The organism is Geodermatophilus sp. SYSU D01186, from assembly GCF_054050215.1.
On sequence record NZ_JBJGYW010000027.1, the window covers coordinates 15466 to 38443 of the forward strand.

21 protein-coding genes are annotated in these 22978 nt (G+C 73.4%); 11 read left to right on the plus strand and 10 right to left on the minus strand.

The features are described 5' to 3' along the window. Positions 1–248: 248 nt before the first annotated feature. From ACI784_RS18460 to ACI784_RS18470, 3 genes are all read right to left on the minus strand, one after another. The gene (locus tag ACI784_RS18460; RefSeq protein ID WP_457014448.1) at positions 249–716 is read right to left on the minus strand and encodes a hypothetical protein; all 468 of its coding nucleotides are present in this window, start codon (positions 714–716) and stop codon (positions 249–251) included. A gap of 103 nt (positions 717–819) precedes the next feature. Then, positions 820–2295, minus strand: coding sequence for a sugar porter family MFS transporter (locus ACI784_RS18465; protein WP_456924690.1), 1476 nt, complete (start codon positions 2293–2295; stop codon positions 820–822). Between the two features lie 92 nt (positions 2296–2387). Next, the gene (locus ACI784_RS18470) at positions 2388–3332 is read right to left on the minus strand and encodes an ROK family glucokinase (protein ID WP_457014449.1); all 945 of its coding nucleotides are present in this window, start codon (positions 3330–3332) and stop codon (positions 2388–2390) included. 337 nt (positions 3333–3669) lie between these two features. Here ACI784_RS18470 and glgC point away from each other — a divergent pair, with 337 nt between their 5' ends. Next, a complete protein-coding gene (glgC, locus tag ACI784_RS18475; protein ID WP_456924692.1) occupies positions 3670–4908 on the plus strand; it encodes a glucose-1-phosphate adenylyltransferase in 1239 nt (412 codons plus the stop codon). Between the two features lie 333 nt (positions 4909–5241). On the opposite strand, the gene ACI784_RS18480 is transcribed toward glgC, so the two are convergent. Then, positions 5242–7575, minus strand: a complete 2334-nt coding sequence (locus ACI784_RS18480) for a glycoside hydrolase family 65 protein (RefSeq protein WP_457014450.1) — start codon at positions 7573–7575, stop codon at positions 5242–5244. 287 nt (positions 7576–7862) lie between these two features. Between ACI784_RS18480 and ACI784_RS18485 the strand changes: the two genes are divergently transcribed. After that, positions 7863–8822, plus strand: coding sequence for a radical SAM protein (locus tag ACI784_RS18485; protein WP_457014451.1), 960 nt, complete (start codon positions 7863–7865; stop codon positions 8820–8822). A 158-nt stretch (positions 8823–8980) separates the two neighbouring features. On the opposite strand, the gene ACI784_RS18490 is transcribed toward ACI784_RS18485, so the two are convergent. Next, positions 8981–9637: a response regulator gene (locus ACI784_RS18490; RefSeq protein ID WP_457014452.1), complete on the minus strand. Its 657-nt coding sequence runs from the start codon at positions 9635–9637 to the stop codon at positions 8981–8983. Next, positions 9634–11583, minus strand: coding sequence for a sensor histidine kinase (locus ACI784_RS18495; RefSeq protein ID WP_457014453.1), 1950 nt, complete (start codon positions 11581–11583; stop codon positions 9634–9636). The genes ACI784_RS18490 and ACI784_RS18495 overlap by 4 nt, the downstream gene beginning before the upstream one ends. Positions 11584–11851: 268 nt before the next feature. Between ACI784_RS18495 and ACI784_RS18500 the strand changes: the two genes are divergently transcribed. Next, positions 11852–12610 carry a hypothetical protein gene (locus tag ACI784_RS18500; protein ID WP_457014454.1) on the plus strand — a complete coding sequence of 253 codons (759 nt, stop codon included), beginning with the start codon at positions 11852–11854 and terminating at the stop codon, positions 12608–12610. Positions 12611–12854: 244 nt separating this feature from the next. On the opposite strand, the gene ACI784_RS18505 is transcribed toward ACI784_RS18500, so the two are convergent. Next, complete coding sequence (locus ACI784_RS18505) at positions 12855–13208, minus strand: nuclear transport factor 2 family protein (RefSeq protein WP_456924700.1); 354 nt, start codon at positions 13206–13208, stop codon at positions 12855–12857. A gap of 78 nt (positions 13209–13286) precedes the next feature. Between ACI784_RS18505 and ACI784_RS18510 the strand changes: the two genes are divergently transcribed. Further along, complete coding sequence (locus ACI784_RS18510; protein WP_457014455.1) at positions 13287–14084, plus strand: MerR family transcriptional regulator; 798 nt, start codon at positions 13287–13289, stop codon at positions 14082–14084. A gap of 76 nt (positions 14085–14160) precedes the next feature. On the opposite strand, the gene ppk2 is transcribed toward ACI784_RS18510, so the two are convergent. Next, positions 14161–14997 (minus strand): polyphosphate kinase 2, encoded by an 837-nt coding sequence (gene ppk2 / locus ACI784_RS18515; RefSeq protein ID WP_457014456.1) that lies wholly within the window; start codon positions 14995–14997, stop codon positions 14161–14163. A gap of 154 nt (positions 14998–15151) precedes the next feature. Between ppk2 and ACI784_RS18520 the strand changes: the two genes are divergently transcribed. From ACI784_RS18520 to katG, 4 genes are all read left to right on the plus strand, one after another. Continuing rightward, positions 15152–15976: an MOSC domain-containing protein gene (locus ACI784_RS18520; RefSeq protein WP_457014457.1), complete on the plus strand. Its 825-nt coding sequence runs from the start codon at positions 15152–15154 to the stop codon at positions 15974–15976. Between the two features lie 644 nt (positions 15977–16620). Beyond that, positions 16621–17160, plus strand: coding sequence for a hypothetical protein (locus tag ACI784_RS18525; protein WP_457014458.1), 540 nt, complete (start codon positions 16621–16623; stop codon positions 17158–17160). Positions 17161–17288: 128 nt separating this feature from the next. Continuing rightward, entirely contained in the window at positions 17289–17756 is a 468-nt protein-coding gene (locus ACI784_RS18530) for a Fur family transcriptional regulator (RefSeq protein WP_456924707.1), read from the plus strand. After that, entirely contained in the window at positions 17753–19972 is a 2220-nt protein-coding gene (gene katG, locus ACI784_RS18535) for a catalase/peroxidase HPI (RefSeq protein ID WP_457014459.1), read from the plus strand. Before ACI784_RS18530 ends, katG begins: the two co-directional genes overlap by 4 nt. Positions 19973–20092: 120 nt before the next feature. Here katG and ACI784_RS18540 read toward each other — a convergent pair whose 3' ends face one another. Both ACI784_RS18540 and ACI784_RS18545 read right to left on the minus strand, forming a co-directional pair. Beyond that, positions 20093–20509, minus strand: coding sequence for a PIN domain-containing protein (locus tag ACI784_RS18540; protein ID WP_457014460.1), 417 nt, complete (start codon positions 20507–20509; stop codon positions 20093–20095). Beyond that, a complete protein-coding gene (locus ACI784_RS18545) occupies positions 20506–20712 on the minus strand; it encodes a DUF2191 domain-containing protein (RefSeq protein WP_457014461.1) in 207 nt (68 codons plus the stop codon). The genes ACI784_RS18540 and ACI784_RS18545 overlap by 4 nt, the downstream gene beginning before the upstream one ends. Before the next feature lie 152 nt (positions 20713–20864). On the opposite strand from ACI784_RS18545, the gene ACI784_RS18550 reads away from it, so the two are divergent. The 3 genes from ACI784_RS18550 to ACI784_RS18560 all read left to right on the plus strand — a co-directional run bounded on the left by ACI784_RS18550 (position 20865) and on the right by ACI784_RS18560 (position 22926). Next, positions 20865–21008, plus strand: coding sequence for a hypothetical protein (locus ACI784_RS18550; RefSeq protein ID WP_456924711.1), 144 nt, complete (start codon positions 20865–20867; stop codon positions 21006–21008). Positions 21009–21286: 278 nt separating this feature from the next. Continuing rightward, positions 21287–22048, plus strand: coding sequence for a class I SAM-dependent methyltransferase (locus ACI784_RS18555; protein ID WP_457014462.1), 762 nt, complete (start codon positions 21287–21289; stop codon positions 22046–22048). Beyond that, on the plus strand, positions 22045–22926 hold the full coding sequence (locus ACI784_RS18560; protein WP_457014463.1) for a hypothetical protein: 882 nt from the start codon (positions 22045–22047) through the stop codon (positions 22924–22926). Before ACI784_RS18555 ends, ACI784_RS18560 begins: the two co-directional genes overlap by 4 nt. The last annotated feature ends 52 nt before the right edge of the window (positions 22927–22978 follow it).

Here is a 22978-nt window from a genome sequence, read left to right on the forward strand (position 1 = left end):
GAGATGGCCACGGCGACAACGGCCTTGGTGAACTCTTCCGCGTAGCTGCGGCCCGCCTGGCCACCTCGGGATGGGTGCCGGACACAGGGGTCACCGATGGCAGGAAGGCAGCGTGCGCGGCAAAGACGCCGGCGACGGCGGGAACGCCCCCGGATCCGGTCGCGGCCGCCCGCATGTGACCAGCGCCCGGCATCGGACAGGACGTCGTCCGACAGTGGTGATGTGCTGCCCGCACCAGCGTCTGCCGGTCAGGCTCGACTGACCACCGTGGTGACCGGCAGACCGAAGCGGCGCTCGACCTGGTGCGGGACGTCCGAACCGAGCCAGCGCGAGACCCGCTTGGGCAGGGTCGCCACGATGACCTCGTCGAACTCGTGGTCGCTGAGCGCCTCCTCGACGGCCGCCAGCGGCTGAGGGCTGCCCAGATGCCCCTCGGCCTCGACTCCTGACTCGGCGAGGTCGGCCAGCATCTGAGACAGTCGCTCCCGGGCCTCCTCGGTCGCCTCCTCGTCGGTCTCGGGCCCGCCGTAGCTCGTGGCCATGCTCGGCATGGGGACGACGCCGCCGGCCGCAGGCACCACGTGGTAGTGGGCGGCGCGGGTGTTGGGCACGAGCACGTAGAACGAGGACTCACCCGCCACCGCCCGCCTGCGGATCTCCTCCCGGAGCTCCCGCCCACCGAGCGTCTGGTTCGCGACGACGAGATACCTGCGCATGTGATCGACCTCCGCCTGTCGACCTCCGGGAGGAGTCTAGGAACCGGCCCGCCGCCGGGCCAGGGACCCGCCCGCCGTGCGGGGACGAGCGTGAGAACCGTCGTCAGCCGGAGTGACCAGCACCGCCACGGACCGCCCCGGCGTCGTCGCGCATCTCCTCCAGCTCGACGCCCTTGGTCTCCCGAACCCAGCGCAGCACGAAGAAGAAGGACAGCACCGCGCACACGGTGTAGAAGCCGTAGGCCAGGCCGAGGGACGCGTCGCTCAGCACCGGGAAGCTGACCGTGATCAGCCAGTTGGCCACCCACTGACCGCCGGCGGCGAAGGCCAGCGCCGCGGCGCGGATCCGGTTGGGGAACTTCTCGCCGAGCAGGACCCACACCACCGGCCCCCAGGACATGCCGAACGCGACGACGAACAGGTTCGCCGCGATCAGCGCGATCGGGCCGGTCGCACCCGAGAGCACCGGGTTGCCCTCGGCGTTCAGCGGTGCGGTCCCGAAGATGAACGTCAGGGTGCCGAGCGTGACGGCCATGCCGACCGAGCCGATGAGCAGCAGGGGCTTGCGGCCGAAGCGGTCGACCGTGGCGATCGCGATCAGGGTGGTCGCGATGTTCACCACGGAGGTGATCACGGTGATGACGAAGGCGTCGGCCTCGCTGAAGCCGACGGCCTCCCACAGGACGTTCGAGTAGTAGAAGATCACGTTGATCCCGACGAACTGCTGGAAGACCGACAGGCCCAGGCCCACCCACACGATCGGCAGCAGCCCGCTCCGTGGCGCGCGCAGGTCGGCCCAGGAGGGCGGCTTCTCGCGCTCCATCGTCTGCCGGATCCGATTGATCTTGATGTCGAGACCGCGCTCGCCCAGCAGGGCGCTGAGGATCCGCCGCGCCTCGGGGATCCGGTGCGTGGCGATGAGGTAGCGCGGCGACTCGGGGATGGTCAGGGTGAGCAGACCGTAGGCCACAGCCGGGACGGCCATGGCGAGGAACATCCACCGCCACGCCTCGAGACCGAACCAGAACGGCTCCCGCGAGCCCCCGGCCGCGGCCGCGAAGGCGAAATCGACCAGCAGGGAGAGGAAGATGCCGCTGACGATGGCCAGCTGCTGCAGCGAGCCGAGTCGGCCCCGGATCCGCGCCGGCGCGACCTCCGCGATGTAGGCCGGGGCGATGACCGAGGCCACGCCGACGCCGACGCCGCCGACGATGCGACCGATGATCAGGACGATCAGGTTGGGCGCGAACCCGGTGACCAGCGCGCTGACGAAGAACAGCACCGCGGCCACCTTCATGGTGAACAGCCGGCCGAAGCGGTCGGCGAACCTCCCGGCGGTCAGGGCGCCGGCCGCGGCGCCGAGCAGGGCCGAGGCCACGGCGAAGCCGAGGGGGCCGGGGGCCGCGTTGAACCGGTCCTCGACGGCGGCGACGGCACCGTTGATGACCGCGCTGTCGTAGCCGAAGAGGAATCCGCCGAGCGCGGCCACGGAGGCGATCCGCACCGCGCTGCGACCGCTGCCGGTGTCCGTCTCGTCGTAGATGGACGCGTGCTGATCAAACGAACCGTGCTCGCTCACCGGATCCCCCTCCGCTGTCCCGCGCGCCACACCCCTGTGCCGCCTGGCCGTGCCGTCTCACACCCCCGCGAGTCCCCTCCCCCCGTCCTGCCTCACCGGAGTCGTGCCAGGTCGGCCGCGCCGACGATCCCGGCCTCGGGGCCGAACTCGGCGAGCCGTACGTCCGGTACCTGCCGGTACGCGCGCACCGTGATCCGCTCGTGCAGCGACCGCTCTGCGGGCTCGCGCAGCAGCTCCCCGGCAGCGGAGACCCCACCGCCGAGGACGAACACCTCCGGGTCCAGGACCGCGGTGAGGGCGGCCATGCCCTGACCGAGCCAGGTGCCGATCACCCGGAACGCCTCGAGCGCGGCCTCGTCCCCATCCTGGGCGGCGCGCGTGACGTGCAGCCCGGTGATCGCCTCCGGCCGGCCACCGGCCAGTTCCAGCAATCGACCGGCGATGGCCGGCGAGACCGTGGCGAGCTCCTGAGCTTCGAGGATGAGCGCCCGGCCGCTGGCGTAGCGCTCCCAGCAACCACGGCCACCGCAGCCGCACCGCCGTCCGCCGGGTTCCACCGTCACGTGCCCGAACTCCGCGGCGATCCCCTGCCGCCCCCGGTACAGCTCCCCGCCGATGACCAGCCCGCCGCCGAGGCCGGTCCCGACGGTGAGGACGACGAGGTACTGCTGCCCCCGCCCTGCACCGAAGCGGGCCTCGGCCCAGGCCGCCGCGTTGGCGTCGTTCTCGACGACGACCGGCAGCCCGCACCGCTTCTCGACGTTCAGGCGAAGCGGCTCGTCGCGCCAGGCCAGGTTGGGCGCGAAGACCACCGTGGACCGGGCGGCGTCGACGAACCCGGCCGCCCCGATGCCGACGGCCTCGACCTCGTGGGATGCCTGCAGCTCCCCGACGACGCCGGCGATGATCTCCTCGATCATGGCCGGGTCGTGCGACGGTGTGTCACGCCGGGCGCTGGCGACGATGCCGCCCTGCTCGTCGACCAGGCCGGCGGCGACCTTGGTGCCGCCGATGTCCACGCCGATCGCGAGTGCCATGGTCGCCCCCCGGTCCGTGGGTGCGGTGTGATCCAGAGCACTGTGGACTCTGCCCCCTCCCCGCACCCGGTGCCACCGGAAGCCGGTCGGGGAGACCGGCGGCGCAGCGTGTCCCTCCGGCTGCCGGTCGCCGTCCGGTGGTCCAACCGGAGCCCTGGAACGGCGGCCTCGTCACCCCGACCGGTGTCCCCGGCTCCGGTTTCGATCGCGGGCCCCTACGAGCATGATGTGACCCGGCTCACCAGGAGGCCACGCTCGAGGCCCGGGGGTCACACGGTCATCCACCACGGGACGACAGGTCGTCGAGGCCCCTCGCGGGCGGCTCAGGAGGTGTGGGATGGCGCAGCCGAGGATCCTCGGGATCGTGCTGGCCGGTGGTGCGGGCACACGGCTCGCGCCGTTGACCGAGGACCGGGCAAAGCCCGCCGTACCGTTCGGCGGCCTCTATCGGCTGATCGACTTCGCCCTGTCCAACCTCGTCAACGCCGGCATCCTCAAGATCGCTGTGCTCACGCAGTACAAGAGCCACAGCCTCGACCGGCACATCACGACGACGTGGCGACTGTCGAACCTGCTCGGCAACTACGTCACCACGGTGCCGGCGCAACAGCGCCTCGGCCCGCGCTGGTACACCGGCTCGGCCGACGCGATCCTCCAGTCGCTGAACCTCATCAACGACGAGCGCCCCGACCTCGTCGTCGTCTTCGGTGCCGACCACGTGTACCGCATGGACCCGGGGCAGATGTGGCGCCAGCACCTCGACGGGGGCGCCGGCGTGACGGTTGCCGGCATCCCCGTGCCCCGCCAGGAGGCCACTGCCTTCGGCGTCATCCAGACCGCGGACGACGGGCAGCGGATCGAGGCGTTCCTGGAGAAGCCCGCCGATCCGCCCGCGCTGCCCGGCCGCCCCGAGGAGACCTTCGCGTCCATGGGCAACTACGTCTTCAGCACCGAGGCGTTGCTCGACGTCCTGCGTACGGACGCCGGCGACGAGGACAGCAAGCACGACATGGGCGGCAACATCGTCCCGCTGCTGGTCGGGCAGGGTGCGGCGCAGGTGTACGACTTCAACACCAACGACGTCCCCGGGGAGAAGGCCGGCACCGAGCGCTACTGGCGGGACGTCGGCACGCTGGACTCCTACTTCGACGCCCACATGGACCTCTGCGCGACGATGCCGGCGTTCGACCTCTACAACGAGCGCTGGCCCATCCTGACCCACATCCCGTCCCGGCCGCCGGCGAAGTTCGTGCACGACGACGGCGACCGGGTCGGCCGGGCGATCAGCAGCATCGTGTCCAACGGCGTCATCGTCTCCGGCGGCTGTGTCCATGAGTCGGTGCTCTCCCCCGGCGTGGTCGTGCACAGCTGGGCGTCCGTCGAGCGGTCCGTGATCCTGGACGGCACGCACGTCGGCCGCCGGGCCGTGGTGCGCGACGCGATCGTCGACAAGAACGTCCGCATCGGCGAGGGCGTCGAGATCGGCGTCGACAAGGACGACGACCGCGCCCGTGGTCTCGTCGTCTCCGAGGCGGGCATCACCGTGGTCGGCAAGGGACGGGAGATCATGAAGTGACCGCGGACGCCGGTGACCGGCCGGGACAGCGCCCATGCGATCGTTGCCAAGGAGTAGGACCGTCGCTGAGCGTCACCGCTCTCGGAGGGTCGAGCCACACTTCTCACGGTCCCGCCGCGCAAGCCGCACGTGAGCTCCGAGCTCGAGATGCCTGTCGCAGCGGGCAGATGTCCCACCGCGCCGCACGCCTGCTCCAGCCTCTACGGGATCTCGCGTTCGACGTCGGGCCTCGATCCGCGCCGGGTCGCGGCCCGGCCGACGGTGCGGGGTGGACCGGCAGCCGTCTGCGTGGCGGGTCGTCGCGCAGCCGGCACCGGCGGTCGACGCACACCCTCACGTGCGCGGTTCCCGCCCGACCGGCTGCCTCGGCTCGTCGAGCAACGGGGAGGGCGCACGCAGCGGCACGCAGACGGGTGCGGCCGCCGTCACCGACAGACGGGCGCCGTCCACGACGACGGTCACCGGCTCCTCGCCGCGGACCAGCGTGACCGTGGTGCCCTCCTGGGTCGTCTCGACGCGCAGCAGCCGCCCGCGCCAGGTGACGCGGTAGGCGGTGCGCGAGAGCGAGGCCGGCAGCAGCGGCGCCAGCTCGAGGTCCTCGTGGTCCTCGCGCAGTCCGCCCAGGCCGGCGACGAACGCCAGCCAGCTGCCGGCCACGGAGGCCATGTGGAGCCCGTCGGCGGTCCCGCCGGTGATGTTGCGCAGGTCCACGAGGGCGGCCTCGCGCAGGTAGCGCAGGGCGAGGTCGGGGTGCTGCGCCTGGGCGCACACGACCGCCTGGACGGCGGCCGAGAGCGAGGAGTCCCGGACGGTGCGGGCCTCGTAGTAGTCGAGGTCGCGCGCCACCTCCTCGGCGGTGAACTCGTCCCGGCACCACCACAGCGCCTGCACGAGGTCGGCCTGCTTGAGCACCTGCCGCCGGTAGAACGTGGCGTAGTGCTGGTGCTCCTGGACCGGGTAGGCGTCGCGCTGGTCCTCGAACGGCCACTCCCGGTAGGTGGTGAAGTTCGCGTTCGACGGGTGCACTCGCAGGCCCTCGTCCCACGGGACGTGCACGGCGTCCGCCGCGGCCCGCCAGGCGGAGGTCTCGGTGGAGTCCACCCCGAGCTCCGCGGCGCGCTCCTGGTGTCGCCGGCACGCGTCGGCGGCGCGCCGGAGGTTGGCCCGGGCCATGAGGTTGGTGAAGACGTTGTCGTCGACCACCCCGGTGTACTCGTCCGGCCCCGTCATGCCGAACAGGTGCCAGCCGCCGGCCGCGTCCTCGTGGCCGATCGACATCCACAACCGGGCCGTCTCGACGAGCACCGCCAGCCCTCCCACGGAGGCGAGGTCCCGGCCCGTGACGTTCTGGTAGAGCCAGAAGGCGCGGGAGATGTCGGCGTTGACGTGCATCGCCGCCGTGCTCGCGGGCCAGTACGCGGAGACCTCGGGGCCGCTGATGGTGCGCCACGCGAAGGCAGCCCCCGTCAGTCCCAGCGTCGCGGCGCGCTCCCGGGCGGAGTCGAGCGTGCCGGAGCGCCACCGCAGGAGGCGGGCCGCCGCGTCCGGGCGGAGCAGCGTCAGAGCGGGCAGGACGAACCCCTCGACGTCCCAGAAGGTGTGGCCGCTGTAGCCCATACCGGTCAGGCCCTTGGCGCCGATGGGGGCCTGCGAGATGCAGGCGGCGGAGCAGAACAGCTGGAAGACGGCGTAGCGCAGCGCCTGCTGGAGCTCGGGATCGCCGTCGACCTCCACGTCCGCCGTCGTCCACAGCTCGTCGAGCGCGGCGCGCTGGGCGGCGAGCAGGCCGTCCCACCCCAGGTCGAGGGCGGAGCTCACGGCTGCCGAGGCCTCCGCGAGGACGGAGTCGGACCCGGCGTCGTAGGACCAGCTGTACCCGAGGGCCTTGACGATCGTGAGGCTCTGCCCGGGGAGCAGGTCGGCCGCGGCCGTGACGACGACGTGCTGTTCGTCGACGGAGGAGGTGACCCGCCCGCCGTCGACCTCGTGGCCGACCGCGGTGGCGATCGTGATGCCCGATCGACGCGTCCGCTCCACCAGGGCGCCACCGTGCTCGGAGCGGATCTGGGCGCGCGGCTCGAAGGCCTCGTCCAGGCACTCCGCGACGCGCGGGTCGTCGTTCTCCACGCCCGTGGGGGTCACCTCCCCCGCGGCGAGCTCGGACCGCACGACGACGTGCGCGGGCCCGTCCACCGCGCGGACCTCGTACCGCACCGCGCACACCGACCGCTCGACGAGGGAGACGAGCCGCTGCGAGGACACCTCCATCGTCGTGCCCGACAGCGCGGTCCAGCGCACGCGGCGGTCGAGCGTGCCGGCGCGCAGGTCGAGGGTGCGCTGGTGGACCTGCGGCCGGACCTCGCGCACGTCGAGCGGGAGACCGTCGACCAGCAGGCGCAGCGGCGTGCCGTCGGCGACGGTCAGCAGCGCCTGCCCCTCCTGGGGGTGCCCGTAGCCGCCCTCTGGATAGGACAGCGGATGGGTCTCGTGGACCCCGGACAGGTAGGTGCCGCGCATGCCGCTGGGCTCGACCTCGTCGAGCGTTCCCCGGATCCCGACGTAGCCGTTGCAGAGGCTGAAGAGGGACTCGGTGACGGCGAGCGTCCCGGGATCCACGTGCGGCTCGCGGATCAGCCACGGAGCGGTGTCCAGTCTCGGGGCGGTCACGTGGGCCCTCGCTTCGTCGGAGATGGGTCAGGCCGCCCGCGGCGTCCCGCTCCCCGTCCTACCGGTCGGGACGCCGCGGCGCGATCCGTGAGGGTGCCCCCAGCCGTGTGCGCACGTGTCGTGTGCCAGTGGTGGGACGTGAGCTCCGTTCACACAGCGCCCGGGGAGAGGCAGCGGTAGCTTCGACCGCCGAGTCGACGGTCTCGTGGCGAGAAAGGCGCTCAGACATGCCCAGCGCCCCCCGGTCCCTCAGTTCGCCTCCTCTGCCGCGTCACCTGCAGTTGGAGGTGACCTCGGCGTGCAACCTGTCGTGCGCCATGTGCCTGGTCAGCTACCGACCGGCGGTCAACCGGGCCGAGGGCGCGATGCCCATCGAACTGTTCCGGCGACTGGTGGACGGCACCCCCGGGCTGGCGCGACTGACCCTGCAGGGGCTCGGTGAGCCGCTGCTGCAGCCCCACCTGCTGGCGATGGTCGCCCATGCCAAGGAGCGGGGCATCGAGGTCGGGTTCAACAGCAACGCGATGCTGCTGACGCGCGATCGAGCGGAACGCCTCGTCGCGCTCGGGCTGGACTGGCTGCACGTGTCCCTCGACGGCGCCACCGCCGAGACCCACGAGGACATCCGGGCCGGGGCGGAGTTCGACAGGGTCGCCCGGAACCTGCGCGGTCTGCAGGCGGCGAAGCGGGCGGCCGGGTCGGACGAGCCGTGGGTGCGGGTGGTGTTCGTGGCCATGCGACGCAACCTGCACGAACTGCCCGACCTCGTGCGGCTGCTCGCCGAGTGGGAGATCGACGAACTGCACGTGCAAGGTCTGTCGCACGACTTCGGGGACACCGATCCGGCAGGCGGCTACGCCGAGATCCGGGCGTTCGCCCGCGCCGAGTCCCTGGAGCACGTCGCTCCGGCCGACGTCGCAACCGTCTTCGCGGCGGCCCGGGAGCAGGCCGAGCGCTGCGGTGTGCGCCTGCGGCTACCCGCTCCGGACGGGCAGCCGCCGGTCCGGCAACCCGGCGAGCCCGGCTGCACCTGGCCGTGGGACGCGGCCTACATCACGAGCTCCGGCACGGTCCAGCCGTGCTGCATGGTCATGGGTGATGACCGGATCTCGATGGGGAGCCTGGCCGATGCCGACCTCGCCGAGATCTGGACCGGCGAAGCGTATGCGGAGTTCCGCACTGCTCTGCTCACCGACGACCCACCCCCGGTGTGCGCCGGCTGCTCGTTGTACCGCGGCCGTTTCTGACCTCTGATCGACACGAGCGGGCGGCGCGGCTGCACCTCCAGCTGCAGCTGCCGTGGAGGCAGTCGTCATCTGGTGTCTGCGCTGTCGCTCCACCGCCCGTCCAGGCCGGCCGCGGGACCGGTCACGCGACCTGGCGAGGCTCCCGCCGGGTCACGCCCTCAGGGCAGCTCCGCCCCGCCCAGCCCCGCGTCGCGCGCCATCGCGATCGCCTGCGGGCGGGACTCCGCGGGCAACTTGGTGAGCACCGTCGACACGACGTTGCGAACGGTCTTCTCCGACAGGTACAGGCGGCGGGCGATCTCTCCGTTGCTCAGGCCGCGGGCGACCAGGTCGAGCACCTCGTTCTCGCGCTCGGTCAGCTGCGGGAACGGCGTCAACCGCGCGGTGCGGGTCATGAGCCGGGTGAGCACGGCCGGACCGACCGCCGCGCCGAGGATGACCTCGCCGTGCCCGACGGCCTCGAGGGCGCGCGTGATCTCCTGCCGGCTCGCCCCCTTGAGCAGGTATCCGCGCGCGCCCGCGCGGAGCGCCGCCGCGACCGTGTCGTCGTTCTCCACCATCGTGAGCACCAGGCAGGCCGCCGAGGGGAGCTCGGCTGCCAGGGTCCGGATCGCGTCGAGCCCGTTGGTGCCCGGCATGTGCAGATCCATGAGGACGACGTCGGGCCGCTCGGCGACGGCCAGCGCGACCGCCTCGTCACCGTCCGCCGCCTGGGCGACGACGCGTGCCCACGGCAGCGCGTCGACGAGCGCGGCGATGCCTTCCCGGAACATCGGATGGTCGTCCGCGACGAGGACCGACAGTTGCCTCGTCACGTCGCCACGTCCGCGAGCCGCTCCGGGGACGGCTGCGCCGGCAGGTCCGCCGGCAGGGTCGCCACGACCGTCGTCCCGTCGCTGCTGCCGGTGACCGTGCACGTCCCGCCCAGCTCGGTGGCGCGTTGGTGCATCGAGGTGAGACCCACCCCCGCCGTCGCCTGCACGGGCAGCCCGACGCCGTCGTCGGCCACCCGCACGGTGACCGTGCCATCGTCGGAACCGACTCGGACGTCGACGCGCCGCGCCCCGGAGTGCTTCGCCACGTTGGCCAGCGCCTCCGCGGTGATCCGGTAAGCCGCCACCTCGGCCGCCGCCGACAGCCCGGTCAGCCGGCCTTGTTCGGTGACGGTCACGGCGATGCCGCCGGTGCGCAGCCGCTCCGCCAGCTCCTCCACCGCCGAGAGCAGGCCGAGGTCGTCGAGGGCCGCCGGCCGCAGGTCGTCCACGATGCGCCGGACGTCGGCGACGCTGTCCCGCAGGTACTCCGCAGCGGCCTCCAGGACCGCCGCGGCTCGATCGGGATCGGTGTGCACGAGGTCGGCGGCCACGTCCAGCTGCATCGCCGTGGCGGCCAGGCCGGGCCCCAGGTCGTCGTGCAGGTCGTGCCGTAGCCGCCGGCGTTCCTCCTCCCGCGACGTCACGATGTGCTCCCGGGAGCGGTGCAGCTCCGCCTGCAGCCGTGTGGCGTGCGCCGCCACCGCGGTGTGGCGGGCCAGCTCCTCCAGCAGCCGGAGCCCGCGCTCGCCGAGCCCGCCCGCCGGCACGGCGACGACGAGCTCGCCGACCGAACGCCCCGAGTAGACGAGCGGCACGGTCAGGGTCTCCGCCTGCGGGTCGCGCCGTCCGTGCACCACCGCACCGTGCTGGGCGACGCGCAGCTCGGCATACGGGAGGAGCAGCGTGCGCGCGACCACCTCCACGACGGTCGGCAGGACCGTGCTGGGCGAGGTCGCCGTCGCCAGTCGCTCGCCCAGCCGCGTCAGCCCCGCGTACGGCTCGTCGGCCTGGCCGTACAGCAGCCGGTTCACCGCCCGCTGCACGCGGTCCTTCAGCGGCTGCACCGCCATCGCCGCGAGGACGAACAACAGCAGGTCCCAGTCATCGGTCACCCGCTGCGCCGCTCCGGTCAGCACCGCCAGCAGCCCGCCGTACGCCGCCAGGGTCAGCACGGTCAACGCCCCGTACACGAGAGCACGGTTCACCACGACGTCGACGTCCCACAGCCGGCGGCGCACCATCGCGTAGGTGACGGCGGCGGGCAGCGGCACCATCGCCGCGGCGACGAACGCAGCCGACGCGACCGGCAGGACCCACCCCGCGACGAGCAGCGCCAGGGTCGCGAGCGCGCCGGCGGCCACGAGGAGGACGTGGTCCCGCTCCCGCTCCGAGCTGCGCCGCAGGCGGACCGCGAGCGACGCGACGCCGAGCAGCGCACCGAGCACCACGACCGGCAGGGTCGCGCTCACCACGGTCCACGCGCCGTCGACGCCCACCGGGTTCTCGATCGGCCCGTAGGACGCCGGCGGCGCGATGTCCCGCTGCCCGTACGGCGTCACGGCCCAGGCCGTCGTGGCCGTCACCGTGGCCACCACGGCGACCCGGGCCACCCAGCGCCATCGCGGGGACGGCAGCGCCCCGGACGGCAGGAACAGCAGGAGCACCGAAGGGACGAGCGTGTACCCGGGCACCCACGTGAACGTGGCGATCCAGTACAGCGCCGCCCCCACCTCGTGACCGGGAGCCCCGGTGAGCAGCAGGTGCGCCAGCGACCCGCTGAACGACGAGACCGCGTTGCTCAGACCGACGCCGATCATCAGCCAGCCGACGGGCGTGCGCGGCACCCGCGCCGCGACCACAGCACCGAGCGTGCCGTACGCGATGCCGGCGATCACGCCGCGCAACGCGCCACCCGCGGAGTACTCCGGCCCGTCCGACGGAACCACCTGGAGCAGCAGGGTGGCGAGGGCCAGCCCGACGCACGCTGCGCCACCGGCCGTCGCCGGCCAGCGCGACCGACGTCCACGGTGACCGCCGTTCGGGGAGCCCGGGTGCATGACCGGATGTTCTCAGCAGACGGCGTCCCGGGCGGCAGGGACGACGGTCCTGCCACCCGATCGGGACCGGCGTCCGATGACGGCAGGACGTCGCCGCCGTGAGTCTTCGGTCGGCTCCCGCGGCACCCCCGCCGCCGAGACGACGCGGAGGACTCCCATGACGCAGCACACCAGCACGCCTGCCCCCACGACCGAGATCCGGATGAGCTCCGACTTCACCGCACCCGACCACGCGGTCCTCACCGGTGACGGGGCGGCCGCCGACGCCACGACCGCCGGACGCGCACACCGGGCCCCGAGGTGGCGGCGAGGCGCCCTCGCCGGCGCCGCTCTCGTGTCCCCCGTCGCGCTGGCCCTGCAGTACGCGCTCAACAGCGCCGGCCTGCCGCGCCAGGACGCCGCGGTGTACCTGACGGCCGTCGCATCCGACAGCGGCGCGATGATGGCGTCGACGGTGTCCTACAGCGTCGCGATGACGTCGATGGTGGCGATCGGGGCGCTCGCTGCGGTCACGCTCCGGCGGACCGCGCCGATCGTCTCGGCGGTGTCCGCGGCACTGCTCACGCTGGGTGCGATCGGCGGAGGCGTGTTCGTGGGCCTGCGGCTGGCCGCGCTCGCTCTGGTCGAGGACGGCACGGTCCTGCCCGGCGGTGTCGCCGCCTTCATCCGCCTGCAGGAGGCGATCATCAACCCGGTCGGGCTGCTGCTCGTGTGCGCCATCCTCGGCACCGTCGCGCTCGCCGTGGCCATGCACCGCTCGCGCCGAGAGATCGGCTGGTGGCCTTCGGTCGTGACCGTCGTCGGCTTCGTGCTCGCCAGCGGCGAGTTCCCGAACGCCGTGAGCGTCGTCGGGGCGCTCGTGCAGGGTGTGGCCCTGATCCCGCTCGCCCGGCTGGCGCTGACCGCCCGCAGCTGACCTGGACCGCAGATACGAGGGACGGGACCCGCGGCGCTCGCCGCGGGTCCCACCTCGTCGGTCCCCCATCGGCTGCCGGTCAGCTGGGGGCATGTGGGCAGCACCGTCGCCGTTGCCTCGAGCGCGGGCATCCTGGCTCCGGGACCGGGTGCGGGGCCCGTCCCGCCCGATGGCGTCTCGCGACGGGGCGGGCCCCGGTCCGACGCCGCAGCCGGGAGACTGCGGCGCGCGGGAGGCCTCCCGCTCAGGGGGCGATGACCAGCTCGGCGATGAGGCCGCCGTCCAGCGCGAAGCGGTACTGCAGCTCCGCGACGCCGCCGGGGAAGTCCCCTTCCAGGCGGTTGACGGCCACCCACCGTGTCCCGTCGACGCGCTGTGCGCCGACGAGTTCGGTCGTGTACGTGAACTCGGCTCCGGCGTTGCGCAGGAAGTCGAGGACCTCGCCGCTCCCCCGGAAGGTCTGACCCTGGTCGACGACCACGGCCGCAGGGGTGAAGGCGCGGATGGCGGCGTCGACGTCGCGGGCCGCGTGGGCGTCGAGGAAGTCGCGGAGCGTGGCAGGGAGCTCGCTGGGCTGGATGCTGGTCGGTGTGGTCATGTCCCGACGGTGCGGCCTCCCGCACCGGGAGGGTCAAGCACTGGACCCTCCCCCGGGGAGAGGGTGCACAGTGCTCGCGTGCTGGCGATCGGCGAGTTCTCCCGGCTGACCCATCTGAGCGTGCGCACGCTCCGCCGCTACCACGACGCCGGGCTGCTCGAGCCCGCGACCGTGGACCCCGCGAGCGGTTACCGCTACTACAGCGCGGACCAGATCCCGACCGCCCAGGTCATCCACCGCCTGCGCACGCTCGACGTCCCGCTGCCCGACGTCCAGCGTTTCCTCCGCCTCCCCGACCCGAGCGCCCGCGGCGCGCTCGTGGCCGAGCACCTGGCGCGCCTCGAGTCGGAGCTGGACCGGACCCGCGCCGCCGTGGCGTCCCTGCGCCGACTGCTGCAGCCGGAACCCCCTCCCCTGGACGTCGAGCTCCGCGCGGTGCCGGCGAGCACGGTGGCCGCCGTCGAGGACGACGTCGACCACGAGGACGTGCTCGCCTGGTACTCCGGCGCCATGGCCGAGCTCGATGCGGCGGTCGGCGGACCGACCGGCGTCCCGGGCGGCCTGTACGACAACGCGCTGTTCGAGGCCGGCCGGGGACACCTGCTCCTGTACCTGCCGACGCCGGAGCCGCCGCGCAGCGGGCGGGTCCACCCCGTGACCCTGCCGGCCGTCGAGTTGGCCGTCACCACCCACGTCGGGCAGCACGACGACATCGACGTCACCTACGGGGAACTCGGCGCCTGGGTGGTGGCCAACGCACTCGCCGTCGCGGGGCCGGTGCGCGAGACCTACCTGGTCGGTCCCCGCGACACGACCGACCCGGCCGCCTGGCGCACCGAGATCGGCTGGCCCGTCTTCCGGGTGGCCCCGCGGTGAGCCGCCGGCAGCACGGGCGGGAGCGCTCGGTCGACGGTCAGCCGCCGAGCCAGTGCTGCCGGCGGCGGGCGGTCGATCAGCCGGGGACGACGTCGGGCACGAAGTGCTGGCTCTCCTTGGGCGGCCGGACGTAGTCCGAGCGCACCGGTGGCCGGGGCGGCAGCCGGGGCGGCTCGGGGGTGAGGTCCTCGTACGGCACCTGCGCGAGCAGGTGGTTGATCACGTTGAGGCGGGCACGCTTCTTGACCTCGGCCTCCACCACCCACCACGGCGCCTCGGGGATGTCCGTGGCGGCCAGCATCGCGTCCTTCGCGCGGGAGAAGTCCACCCAGCGGTTGCGCGCCTCGAGGTCCATCGGACTGAGCTTCCAGCGCTTCGTCGGGTCGGTCAGGCGCTGCTGGAAACGCCGCTCCTGCTCGGAGTCGCTGACCGAGAACCAGTACTTGACCAGCTGGATGCCGCTGCGGACCAGCATCCGCTCGAACTCCGGACAGGAACGCAGGAACTCCCAGTACTCCTCGTCGGTGCAGAAGCCCATGACCCGCTCCACGCCGGCGCGGTTGTACCAGGAGCGGTCGAACAGGACCATCTCACCGCGGGCCGGCAGGTGGGGCACGTAGCGCTGGAAGTACCACTGCCCCCGCTCGCGGTCGGTCGGCGCGGGGAGGGCGACCACCCGGGCGTAGCGGGGGTTGAGCGGCTCGGTGATGCGCTGGATCGCCCCTCCCTTGCCGGCGGCGTCGCGGCCTTCGAAGAGCAGGACCACCCGCAGGCCCTCGGCCCGGATGAACTCCTGCTGCTTGACCAGCTCCACCTGCAGCCGGACCAGCTCGCGCTCGTAGTACTTGGTGCTCACTCGGGCGGTCGACCGCGGAGCCTCCTCGACCGACGCCTTCTCCTTGGCAGTCGTCATGGCTGGAGCGTCCTCCCCGCGGGTCGGCGCATCAACGCCTCCGGCCCGGGTGCGGTCCTCCGCGTGCCCGGCGCCGCTGGGGACCGGGGCGTCGCGCGGCTCCACTCCCCGCTCCTTACGCTCGGTGCCGCCACGCCCGACCGGATGGAGACCCATGCCCGTCGTCTCGCGCTTCTCGACGACCCCCGTCAAGGGCACCGCCCTGCACCACCCGACCAGCCTGGTGTTCACCGGGAACGGCGTCGAGGACAACCGGCGCTTCCACCTCGTCGACGCCCGGGGCCGGCTGTTCAACGGCAAGCACCACGGACCGTTGGTCCGGCTCACCGCTCAGTACGACGACCAGCGCCGGGAGCTGTCCCTGCAGATCCCCGGGCGTGAGCCGGTGCGGGGGACGACCGAGCTGGGCGAGGCGGTCGTCACCGACTTCTACGGGCGCGACGTCGCCGGTCGCCTGGTGACCGGCCCGTGGTCGTCGGCGCTGACCGAGTTCGTCGGCGCGCCGGTCCACCTGGTGGCCGCCGACACCCCCGGTGCCGCGGTCGACGTGCACCCGGTGACCCTGGTCTCCTCGGCCACCATCGAGCACCTGCGCAGCGTGGCCCCCGGCGGCGAGCGCCTGGACCACCGGCGGTTCCGCATGCTGGTCGAGGTCGACGGGTGCGGGGTGCACGAGGAGGACACCTGGGCCGGCCGACGTGTCCGGCTGGGAGGCGCCACGGTGCGGGTGGTCGGCCCCGTCCCCCGCTGCGTGGTCACCAACGAGAACCCCGACAGCGGAGTGGTGGACTTCAGCACCCTCAAGGCCATCGCGCGCTACCGCGGCGAGCTGGCCGCAGACCTCACCACGCCGGTCGCCCACCTCCCGGACGGCGGCAAGGTCGTCTTCGGCGTGTACGCCACGATCGAGCAGCCGGGGCCGGTTCGCGTCGGTGACCCCGTCGAGCTGCTCGCGGCGGAGGCGTCCGTCGGCACCTGATCGATCGCCCGGACGCCTCCCGCCTCGCGATCGCGAAGCCCTCTCCCGCGGGCGATCGACCTCCTGCCCACGCAGGGGACCGGCCACGACCGCGGCCGTCCGCCCCACGGGGAGTGCCGACGTCGGGCGCCCGCGTCGGCGGCACCGACCTCAGGCGACGATCAGGTCCCGGTCCGGACGGAGAGGACGGCGACCCCCCATCACGCACTCCTCCCGGACGCCCGGGGCTCCCGCGCCGCGCCGGACGAGCCCGGCACCCCAGGGCCTGCAGGGTGGCGATCGCCGGACGGGGCACAGCACCCGGTGAGGACGAGCGGCTCTCTCGAGCCCACGACGGCGGATCCGTGGAACGACCGGCTCACCCGGGACCCCGGCCGTGCGGCAGCTCCCGTCGGCCGTCCGAGCGGCCACGGTCGGGACTCATCCGGCGCGGGGGACGTGCGACCGGACGCACCGGGGAAGGCTGTGCACGCCGGCATCCCGACACATCGGGGCCGCGCCGCGGCTCCGGACGTGCGGTCGTCCTCACGACCTGACCTGGTGGTGGTCCGATGACGAGAAGGACGGATCGCCCCGTCGTACCCGACGGGCTCCCTCAGCTCCAGGCGGGGTGTCACCTGTCACCGGAGGACGGCGCCTGTCTCATGGAGTACGTCTCCGTCCTCGCCGGGACGGCCTTCGGCGACCACCCGCGCTGCACCGACCCCACGCTGGCCGCACTGGCCCGGCTGGTGAACGACGCCACCAGCGACGACGGCCGGCCGCTGCTCGCGGCCTTCGCCCCGGCCCTGGCTGCGACAGGCCCCTCCGCCGACGCCCGCCGGACCGCCGCCGTCGTCCGCGCCACCGTGCGGGCTGCCCGGGCGGCAGCGGCGGACCCGGGGGCCCTGGACCGGCACCTCGACCGCGCCGAGCAGCGGTGCGCCCGCGTCACCGGCAGCGGAGCGCGCGCCGGGCTGGCCCGGCTGCTGGATCCCCTGTACCGGCTGGGGACCGGCCGCCGTCGCCTGGAGGTGTCGGTCGGCGCGTTGGCAGGGCTCGCCGGGCCACGGCGTGACGCCGCGCTCAGGGGCACGCTGGCCGCAGCGATCGGTGCCGTCGTCCCGCCGGATCCTCCGGAGTGCCGGACCGTCCCGCCCACCGGGCGTGGTGACACAGCCGCGGCACGCACCCGCGGGTCCTGACCGGCGGTCCTCGCCCGCGGGCGGCGCCGGAGGCACCGGAGCACCGCGGAGCGATGGCGGGGCCACACGGCCGACCACGGCGGCGTCGTTTCTTGACTCGGTCAAGGAAGAGGCACCAAGATGGCCTCGTGCCGGACACCGCAGACCTCGAGCGCACTCTGCGCGCGGCCGGTCTGCGGGTGACCCGACCGCGCCTCGCCGTGCTGGACGCCGTCCACGCGCAGCCGCACCTCGACACCAAGTCGCTGATCACCGCGGCGCGTGCCCGCCTCGGTGCGGTGTCGCACCAGGCGGTGTACGACGTGCTGCAGGCGCTCGTGGGCACCGGCCTCGTGCGGCGCATCCAGCCGGAGGGCTCCGATGCCCGCTACGAGGCCCGTGTCGGCGACAACCACCACCACCTCGTCTGCCGCGAGTGCGGCGCGATCGTCGACGTCGACTGCGCGATCGGCGCCGCACCCTGCCTGACCCCCTCCGCCGACGCCGGCTTCGTCATCGACGAGGCTGAGGTCGTGTTCTGGGGACGCTGCGCGTCCTGTGCAGCCGGCCCTGCTCCCGCCCCCTCACCCCGCACCACACAGAGAGGTACGTCGTGACCAACGAGATCGACAAGAACCAGAGCGAGAGCACCAGCGAGAGCGAGAACCCGGCGATCCCCTCGCCGACCCAGGTCACCAACCGGCGGCCGCAGAGCAACCGGGACTGGTGGCCGAACCAGGTCGACCTGTCGGTGCTGAACAAGCCCTCCAAGGACTCCGACCCGCTCGGCGCGGACTTCGACTACCGGACCGAGGTCGCCACGCTCGACGTCGAGGCGGTCAAGCGCGACATCGTCGAGGTCATGCGCACCTCGCAGGACTGGTGGCCGGCCGACTGGGGCCACTACGGCCCGCTGTTCATCCGCATGTCGTGGCACGCCGCCGGCACCTACCGCATCGCCGACGGCCGCGGCGGGGGCGGCGAGGGCGGGCAGCGCTTCGCCCCGCTCAACAGCTGGCCGGACAACGCGAACCTGGACAAGGCCCGCCGCCTGCTGCTGCCGGTCAAGCAGAAGTACGGCCGCAAGCTGTCCTGGGCCGACCTGCTCCTCCTCGCCGGCAACGTCGCGCACGACGACATGGGCCTGCCGACCTTCGGCTTCGCCTTCGGCCGCCAGGACAACTGGCAGCCCGGCGAGATCTTCTGGGGTCCGGAGGACACCTGGCTCGGTGACGAGCGCTACGCCGGCGACGAGCCGCTCGACCTGGACGAGGGCCCCCTGGCGAACGTGACCATGGGGCTGATCTACGTCAACCCCGAGGGCCCGAAGGGCCAGCCCGACCCGCTCGCCTCGGCCCACGACATCAAGGTGACCTTCCGCCGGATGGGCATGACCGACGAGGAGACCGTCGCCCTCATCGGCGGTGGCCACACCTTCGGCAAGACCCACGGCGCCGGCAACCCCGAGCTCGTCGGCCCCGAGCCGGAGGGCTGCCCGGTCCACGGCAACGGGCTCGGCTGGATCAGCCAGCACGGCACCGGCAAGGGCGCCGACACCATCACCAGCGGCCTCGAGGGCGCCTGGACCCCGACGCCCACCACGTGGGACAACTCCTACTGGGAGACCCTGTTCGGCTACGACTGGGAGCTCGTCGAGAGCCCGGCCGGCGCCAAGCAGTGGCAGCCGTCCAACCCCGAGGCGCAGGAGCTCGTCCCCGACGCGCACATCGAGGGCAAGAAGAACCCGCCGATGATGTCCACGGCGGACATGGCGCTCAAGGTCGACCCGGAGCTGCGCGCGTACGCCGAGCGCTTCCGCAACGACCCGGAGTACTTCGCCGACCAGTACGCCCGCGCCTGGTTCAAGCTGCTGCACCGCGACATGGGCCCGAAGGTCCGCTACCTCGGCCCGGACGTGCCGGCCGAGGACCTCATCTGGCAGGACCCGGTCCCGGCCGTCGACCACGAGCTCGTGGGCGAGGCGGAGATCGCCGACCTCAAGCAGCGGCTGCTCGCCTCCGGGCTGACCGTCTCGCAGCTGGTGCACACGGCCTGGTCCGCCGCCGCCTCCTACCGCGGCACGGACAAGCGCGGCGGCGCCAACGGCGCCCGGCTGCGCCTGGAGCCGCAGATCGGCTGGGCGGCCAACGAGGGCGTCCGGGACGTGCTGCCGGTCCTCGAGCGGGTCAAGGGCGAGTTCGAGCAGCAGACCGGCAAGAAGGTCTCGCTGGCCGACCTCATCGTGCTCGGGGGCAGTGCGGCGGTGGAGAAGGCCGCCGCGGACGCCGGCGTGACGGTGACCGTGCCCTTCACCCCGGGTCGCACCGACGCCTCGCAGGAGCAGACCGACGTCGACAACTTCCGCTGGCTCGAGCCGCGGGCCGACGGCTTCCGCAACTGGATCGCGCCCGGGAGCAAGCTCCAGCCGGAGACGCTCCTGATCGACCGGGCGTACATGCTGGAGCTCACCGCCAAGGAGATGACGCTCCTCGTCGGTGGCCTGCGCGTCCTCGGCGCCAACACCGGCGGCGTGCAGCACGGCGTCTTCACCGACCGCCCGGGCGTGCTGTCGCAGGACTTCTTCCGCAACCTGCTGGACCTGGGCATCTCCTGGCGGACCGCGGTCGAGGCCGAGGGGGTCTACGAGGGGCTGGACGCCGACGGCAACGTCGTGCGCACGGCCACCGCGGCCGACCTGGTGTTCAACTCCAACTCGATCCTGCGCGGCATCGTCGAGGTCTACTCGGCCGACGACGCGAAGGAGAAGTTCGTGCAGGACTTCGTCTCGGCGTGGGTCAAGGTCATGGAGCTCGACCGCTTCGACGTGAAGTAGTCCCCCCGCTCGGACGCCCCGGCCCGCACCCGCGGGCCGGGGCGTTCGCGCGTCCGGGGGACCGGGTACCCGCGGACGGGGCCGGCACGGAACGCCACACACGCCGCGGGTGTCGCGCGGCTACAGGCTCCCCCGCGGCAGGACCCACCGGTGGGCGAAGTCCAGCACGTCGGCGGCGATCTCGAAGTCCGCGTCGTAGTGCAGGACGGTCATCCCGTGCTCGGCCGCGAGGACGGCGGTCAGCAGGTCGGCGATGCCCACCGCCCGGTGTCGTCCGGTGCGGGCCAGCTCCCGTTGCGCGTCGAACGCGCGCTGCCAGTGCTCGTCGTCGGTGGGCAGGTACTCGTAGGCGGCGCGGCGGTCGGCGCGGATCTCCTCGTACTCCCCCGGGCTGCGGGCACTGAAGAGCGCCTCGGCGTCCAGGGGCGCGCAGGTGGCCACCAGGCCGCCGGTGATGAGTGGCTCCAACCGCTCCGCGACGACGGGCAGCCGCATCCGGGCCGCCGCGCTGGTGTCGATCAGGAAGCGGGCGATCACCGCCACACGTCTGCCCGCTGAGCGGGATCGGCCATCTCCTCCAGGCCGCCCTCCCGCAGCCAGCGCACCTGCCGGGCCCGTGCGGCCGCGCTCGCGGCCTGCTGCAACGCTGCCCGGACCGTGTCCGAGATGCCGCTGGTGTGCAGTTCGCGCTGCGCCCGGGCCAGCAACTCGTCGTCGAGGTCGATCAACCGCTTCGTCACCGCGCTGCCCCCGATCGGGTATATACCTGTTCGTCTCGAAGTATAGGCACCGGTCTCGCATCGGAGTCGAACGGGACGCGGCGGACCCTGGCGCGTCGCGACGATGAGCGGTAGGGAGGAGCGGTCCCGGCCGTCGACGAGGGAGCACTCCCATGGCCGACAAGTCGCCCCACGACAACCACGCCGCGAAGAAGTCGGGCAAGGCCGTCAAGGCCAAGCGCAGGGAACGCAGGAACGAGCAGCGGGCCGCCACGGAGATGGAGCGGCTGATGCACCCCCGGCGCGGCACGGCCTGACGGCCCCCGCGGGCGAGGACGCACCGCACCCGCGCCGCCCGGGGCCCGCTCGCCGTCGCTGCGGCCGGCCCTCGAGGTCCGCGGGTGCCGCGGTGGGGTGCGCGCGGAGCCGCACGGCGACGTCCCCGCGCTGAACCACCCGGCCGGCCGGTCCGTGACATGGGCGAGGGAGTTCCGGAGGCGCACATGGCAGACCCGTCCCGCCCGGCCCGCCGGCCGGCGTCCGCACGAGGCCCGTGCACGCACACCCGCCGCGGGACGACCGTGAGCCCCGGGCGGTGAGGCAGGACCAGCGTGCCCCCTTCGTCGCGGGGCTGCAGCAGGCACGGGAGGCCGCCTACCCCGCGGGCGAGTACGTCGGCCAGGAGAGCTTCATGCGGGCCGCCGAGATCCGCCGGCTGGCCTGCCGGGCCGGCATCGGCCCCGGCGTCTCCGTCCTCGACCTGTGCTGCGGGGTGGCCGGCCCGGGCCGGCTGATCGTGGCCGAGCTCGGCTGTCACTACCTGGGGCTGGACTCCTCTGCGAGCGCCGTGGAGATCGCCCGCGGCCTGGCCGGGGACCTGCCGTGCGCCTTCGCGTGCGCGCAGGTCCCGCCGCTGCCGGACGGCCCCTTCGACGTCGTCCTCCTCCTGGAGACGATGCTGGCCTTCCCCGACAAGCGCGCCGTGCTGGCCGAGGTGTCCTCCGTCCTGGAGCCCGGCGGCCGGTTCGCCTTCACCCTCGAGGAGGGCGCGCCGCTCACGGCGGACGAACGCGTCCGCATGCCCGACGCCGACACCGTCTGGCTCCTCGAGATCGCGGAGATGACCGCCCTGCTGGACGAGGCCGGGCTGGCGGTGACCTGGCAGGAGGAGTGCAGCGCCGCGCACTCCGCGACGGCGGCGTCCCTGCTGCGGGAGTTCCGCGCCCGGTCGAGCGTCATCGCCCCGCAGGTCGGGGGGCAGGCCCTGACCGAGCTGATCGCGGCCCACGAGCTGTGGCGCGACTGGCTGGGCCGCGGGCGGGTGCGCAAGTTCGCGGTGGTGGCCGAGAAGCGATGACCTACGCCTACAGCCGCTACCTGGCGGCGAAGAAGAGCGTCGACGACCGGGCCCTCAACCGCTCCGTGCTGGACGAGCTGCGCCGCCTGGTCCCGCCCGGCCGCCTCCGGGTGCTGGAGATCGGCGCCGGCCTGGGGACGATGGTGGCCCGGCTGCTGGAGTGGCGGGTCGTCACCGCCGGCGAGTACACCCTGCTGGACGTCGACCGCCGGCTGCTGCAGGACTCCCGCGCGTGGCTCTGCGGCTGGGCGGGCACCCGCGGCCTCGACGCCGAACCGCTGCCGGACGGCGTGCGCCTGGGCGACCTCCGGGTGCGCCTCGTCGAGGCCGAGCTCGGCCGCCACCTGGAGAGCGGGAACGGGGCACCGGCGGACCTGCTGATCGCCAACGCCTTCCTGGACCTGGTGGACGTGCCGGCCGTCCTGCCCGGACTGCTGCGGCTGCTGCTCCCGGGCGGCACCTACTGGTTCACGGTGAACTTCGACGGCGAGAGCGTCTTCCAGCCCGAGCACCCCGCCGACGACGAGGTCATCGGCGCCTACCACCGCACCATGGACCACCGCGTCCGCTACGGCCGGTCGGCCGGGGAGAGCCGCACGGGCCGCCACCTGTTCGGCCATCTCCGGGCCGCCGGCGCGCCCCCGCTGTCGGCGGGCTCCTCCGACTGGGTCGTGCTGGCCGGCCCGGACGGCACCTACCCCGGTGACGAGGCCTACTTCGTCGAGGCGATCCTCCAGACGGTGCAGGACGCCCTGGAGGGGCCGGCGGCGCCGTCGGGCCTCGCGGACTGGCTCGCCGTCCGCCGCCGCCAGCTCGCCGACGGGGAGCTGGTCTACCTGGCCCACCAGCTGGACGTCGCAGGCCGGTCCCCCGGCTGAACCGTTCCGCCGGCAGGTCCGTGCTCCAGGGTGACGGCAGCGGATCGTCACG

Excerpts from the sequence above, each read along its gene's own strand:
- ppk2 (WP_457014456.1), bottom strand. The coding sequence starts at position 14,997 with ATGACGACTGCCAAGGAGAAGGCGTCGGTCGAGGAGGCTCCGCGGTCG.
- ACI784_RS18460 (WP_457014448.1), bottom strand. The coding sequence starts at position 716 with ATGCGCAGGTATCTCGTCGTCGCGAACCAGACGCTCGGTGGGCGGGAG.
- glgC (WP_456924692.1), top strand. The coding sequence starts at position 3,670 with ATGGCGCAGCCGAGGATCCTCGGGATCGTGCTGGCCGGTGGTGCGGGC.
- ACI784_RS18520 (WP_457014457.1), top strand. The coding sequence starts at position 15,152 with ATGCCCGTCGTCTCGCGCTTCTCGACGACCCCCGTCAAGGGCACCGCC.
- ACI784_RS18525 (WP_457014458.1), top strand. The coding sequence starts at position 16,621 with ATGGAGTACGTCTCCGTCCTCGCCGGGACGGCCTTCGGCGACCACCCG.
- ACI784_RS18505 (WP_456924700.1), bottom strand. The coding sequence starts at position 13,208 with ATGACCACACCGACCAGCATCCAGCCCAGCGAGCTCCCTGCCACGCTC.
- ACI784_RS18500 (WP_457014454.1), top strand. The coding sequence starts at position 11,852 with ATGACGCAGCACACCAGCACGCCTGCCCCCACGACCGAGATCCGGATG.
- ACI784_RS18470 (WP_457014449.1), bottom strand. The coding sequence starts at position 3,332 with ATGGCACTCGCGATCGGCGTGGACATCGGCGGCACCAAGGTCGCCGCC.
- ACI784_RS18560 (WP_457014463.1), top strand. The coding sequence starts at position 22,045 with ATGACCTACGCCTACAGCCGCTACCTGGCGGCGAAGAAGAGCGTCGAC.
- ACI784_RS18550 (WP_456924711.1), top strand. The coding sequence starts at position 20,865 with ATGGCCGACAAGTCGCCCCACGACAACCACGCCGCGAAGAAGTCGGGC.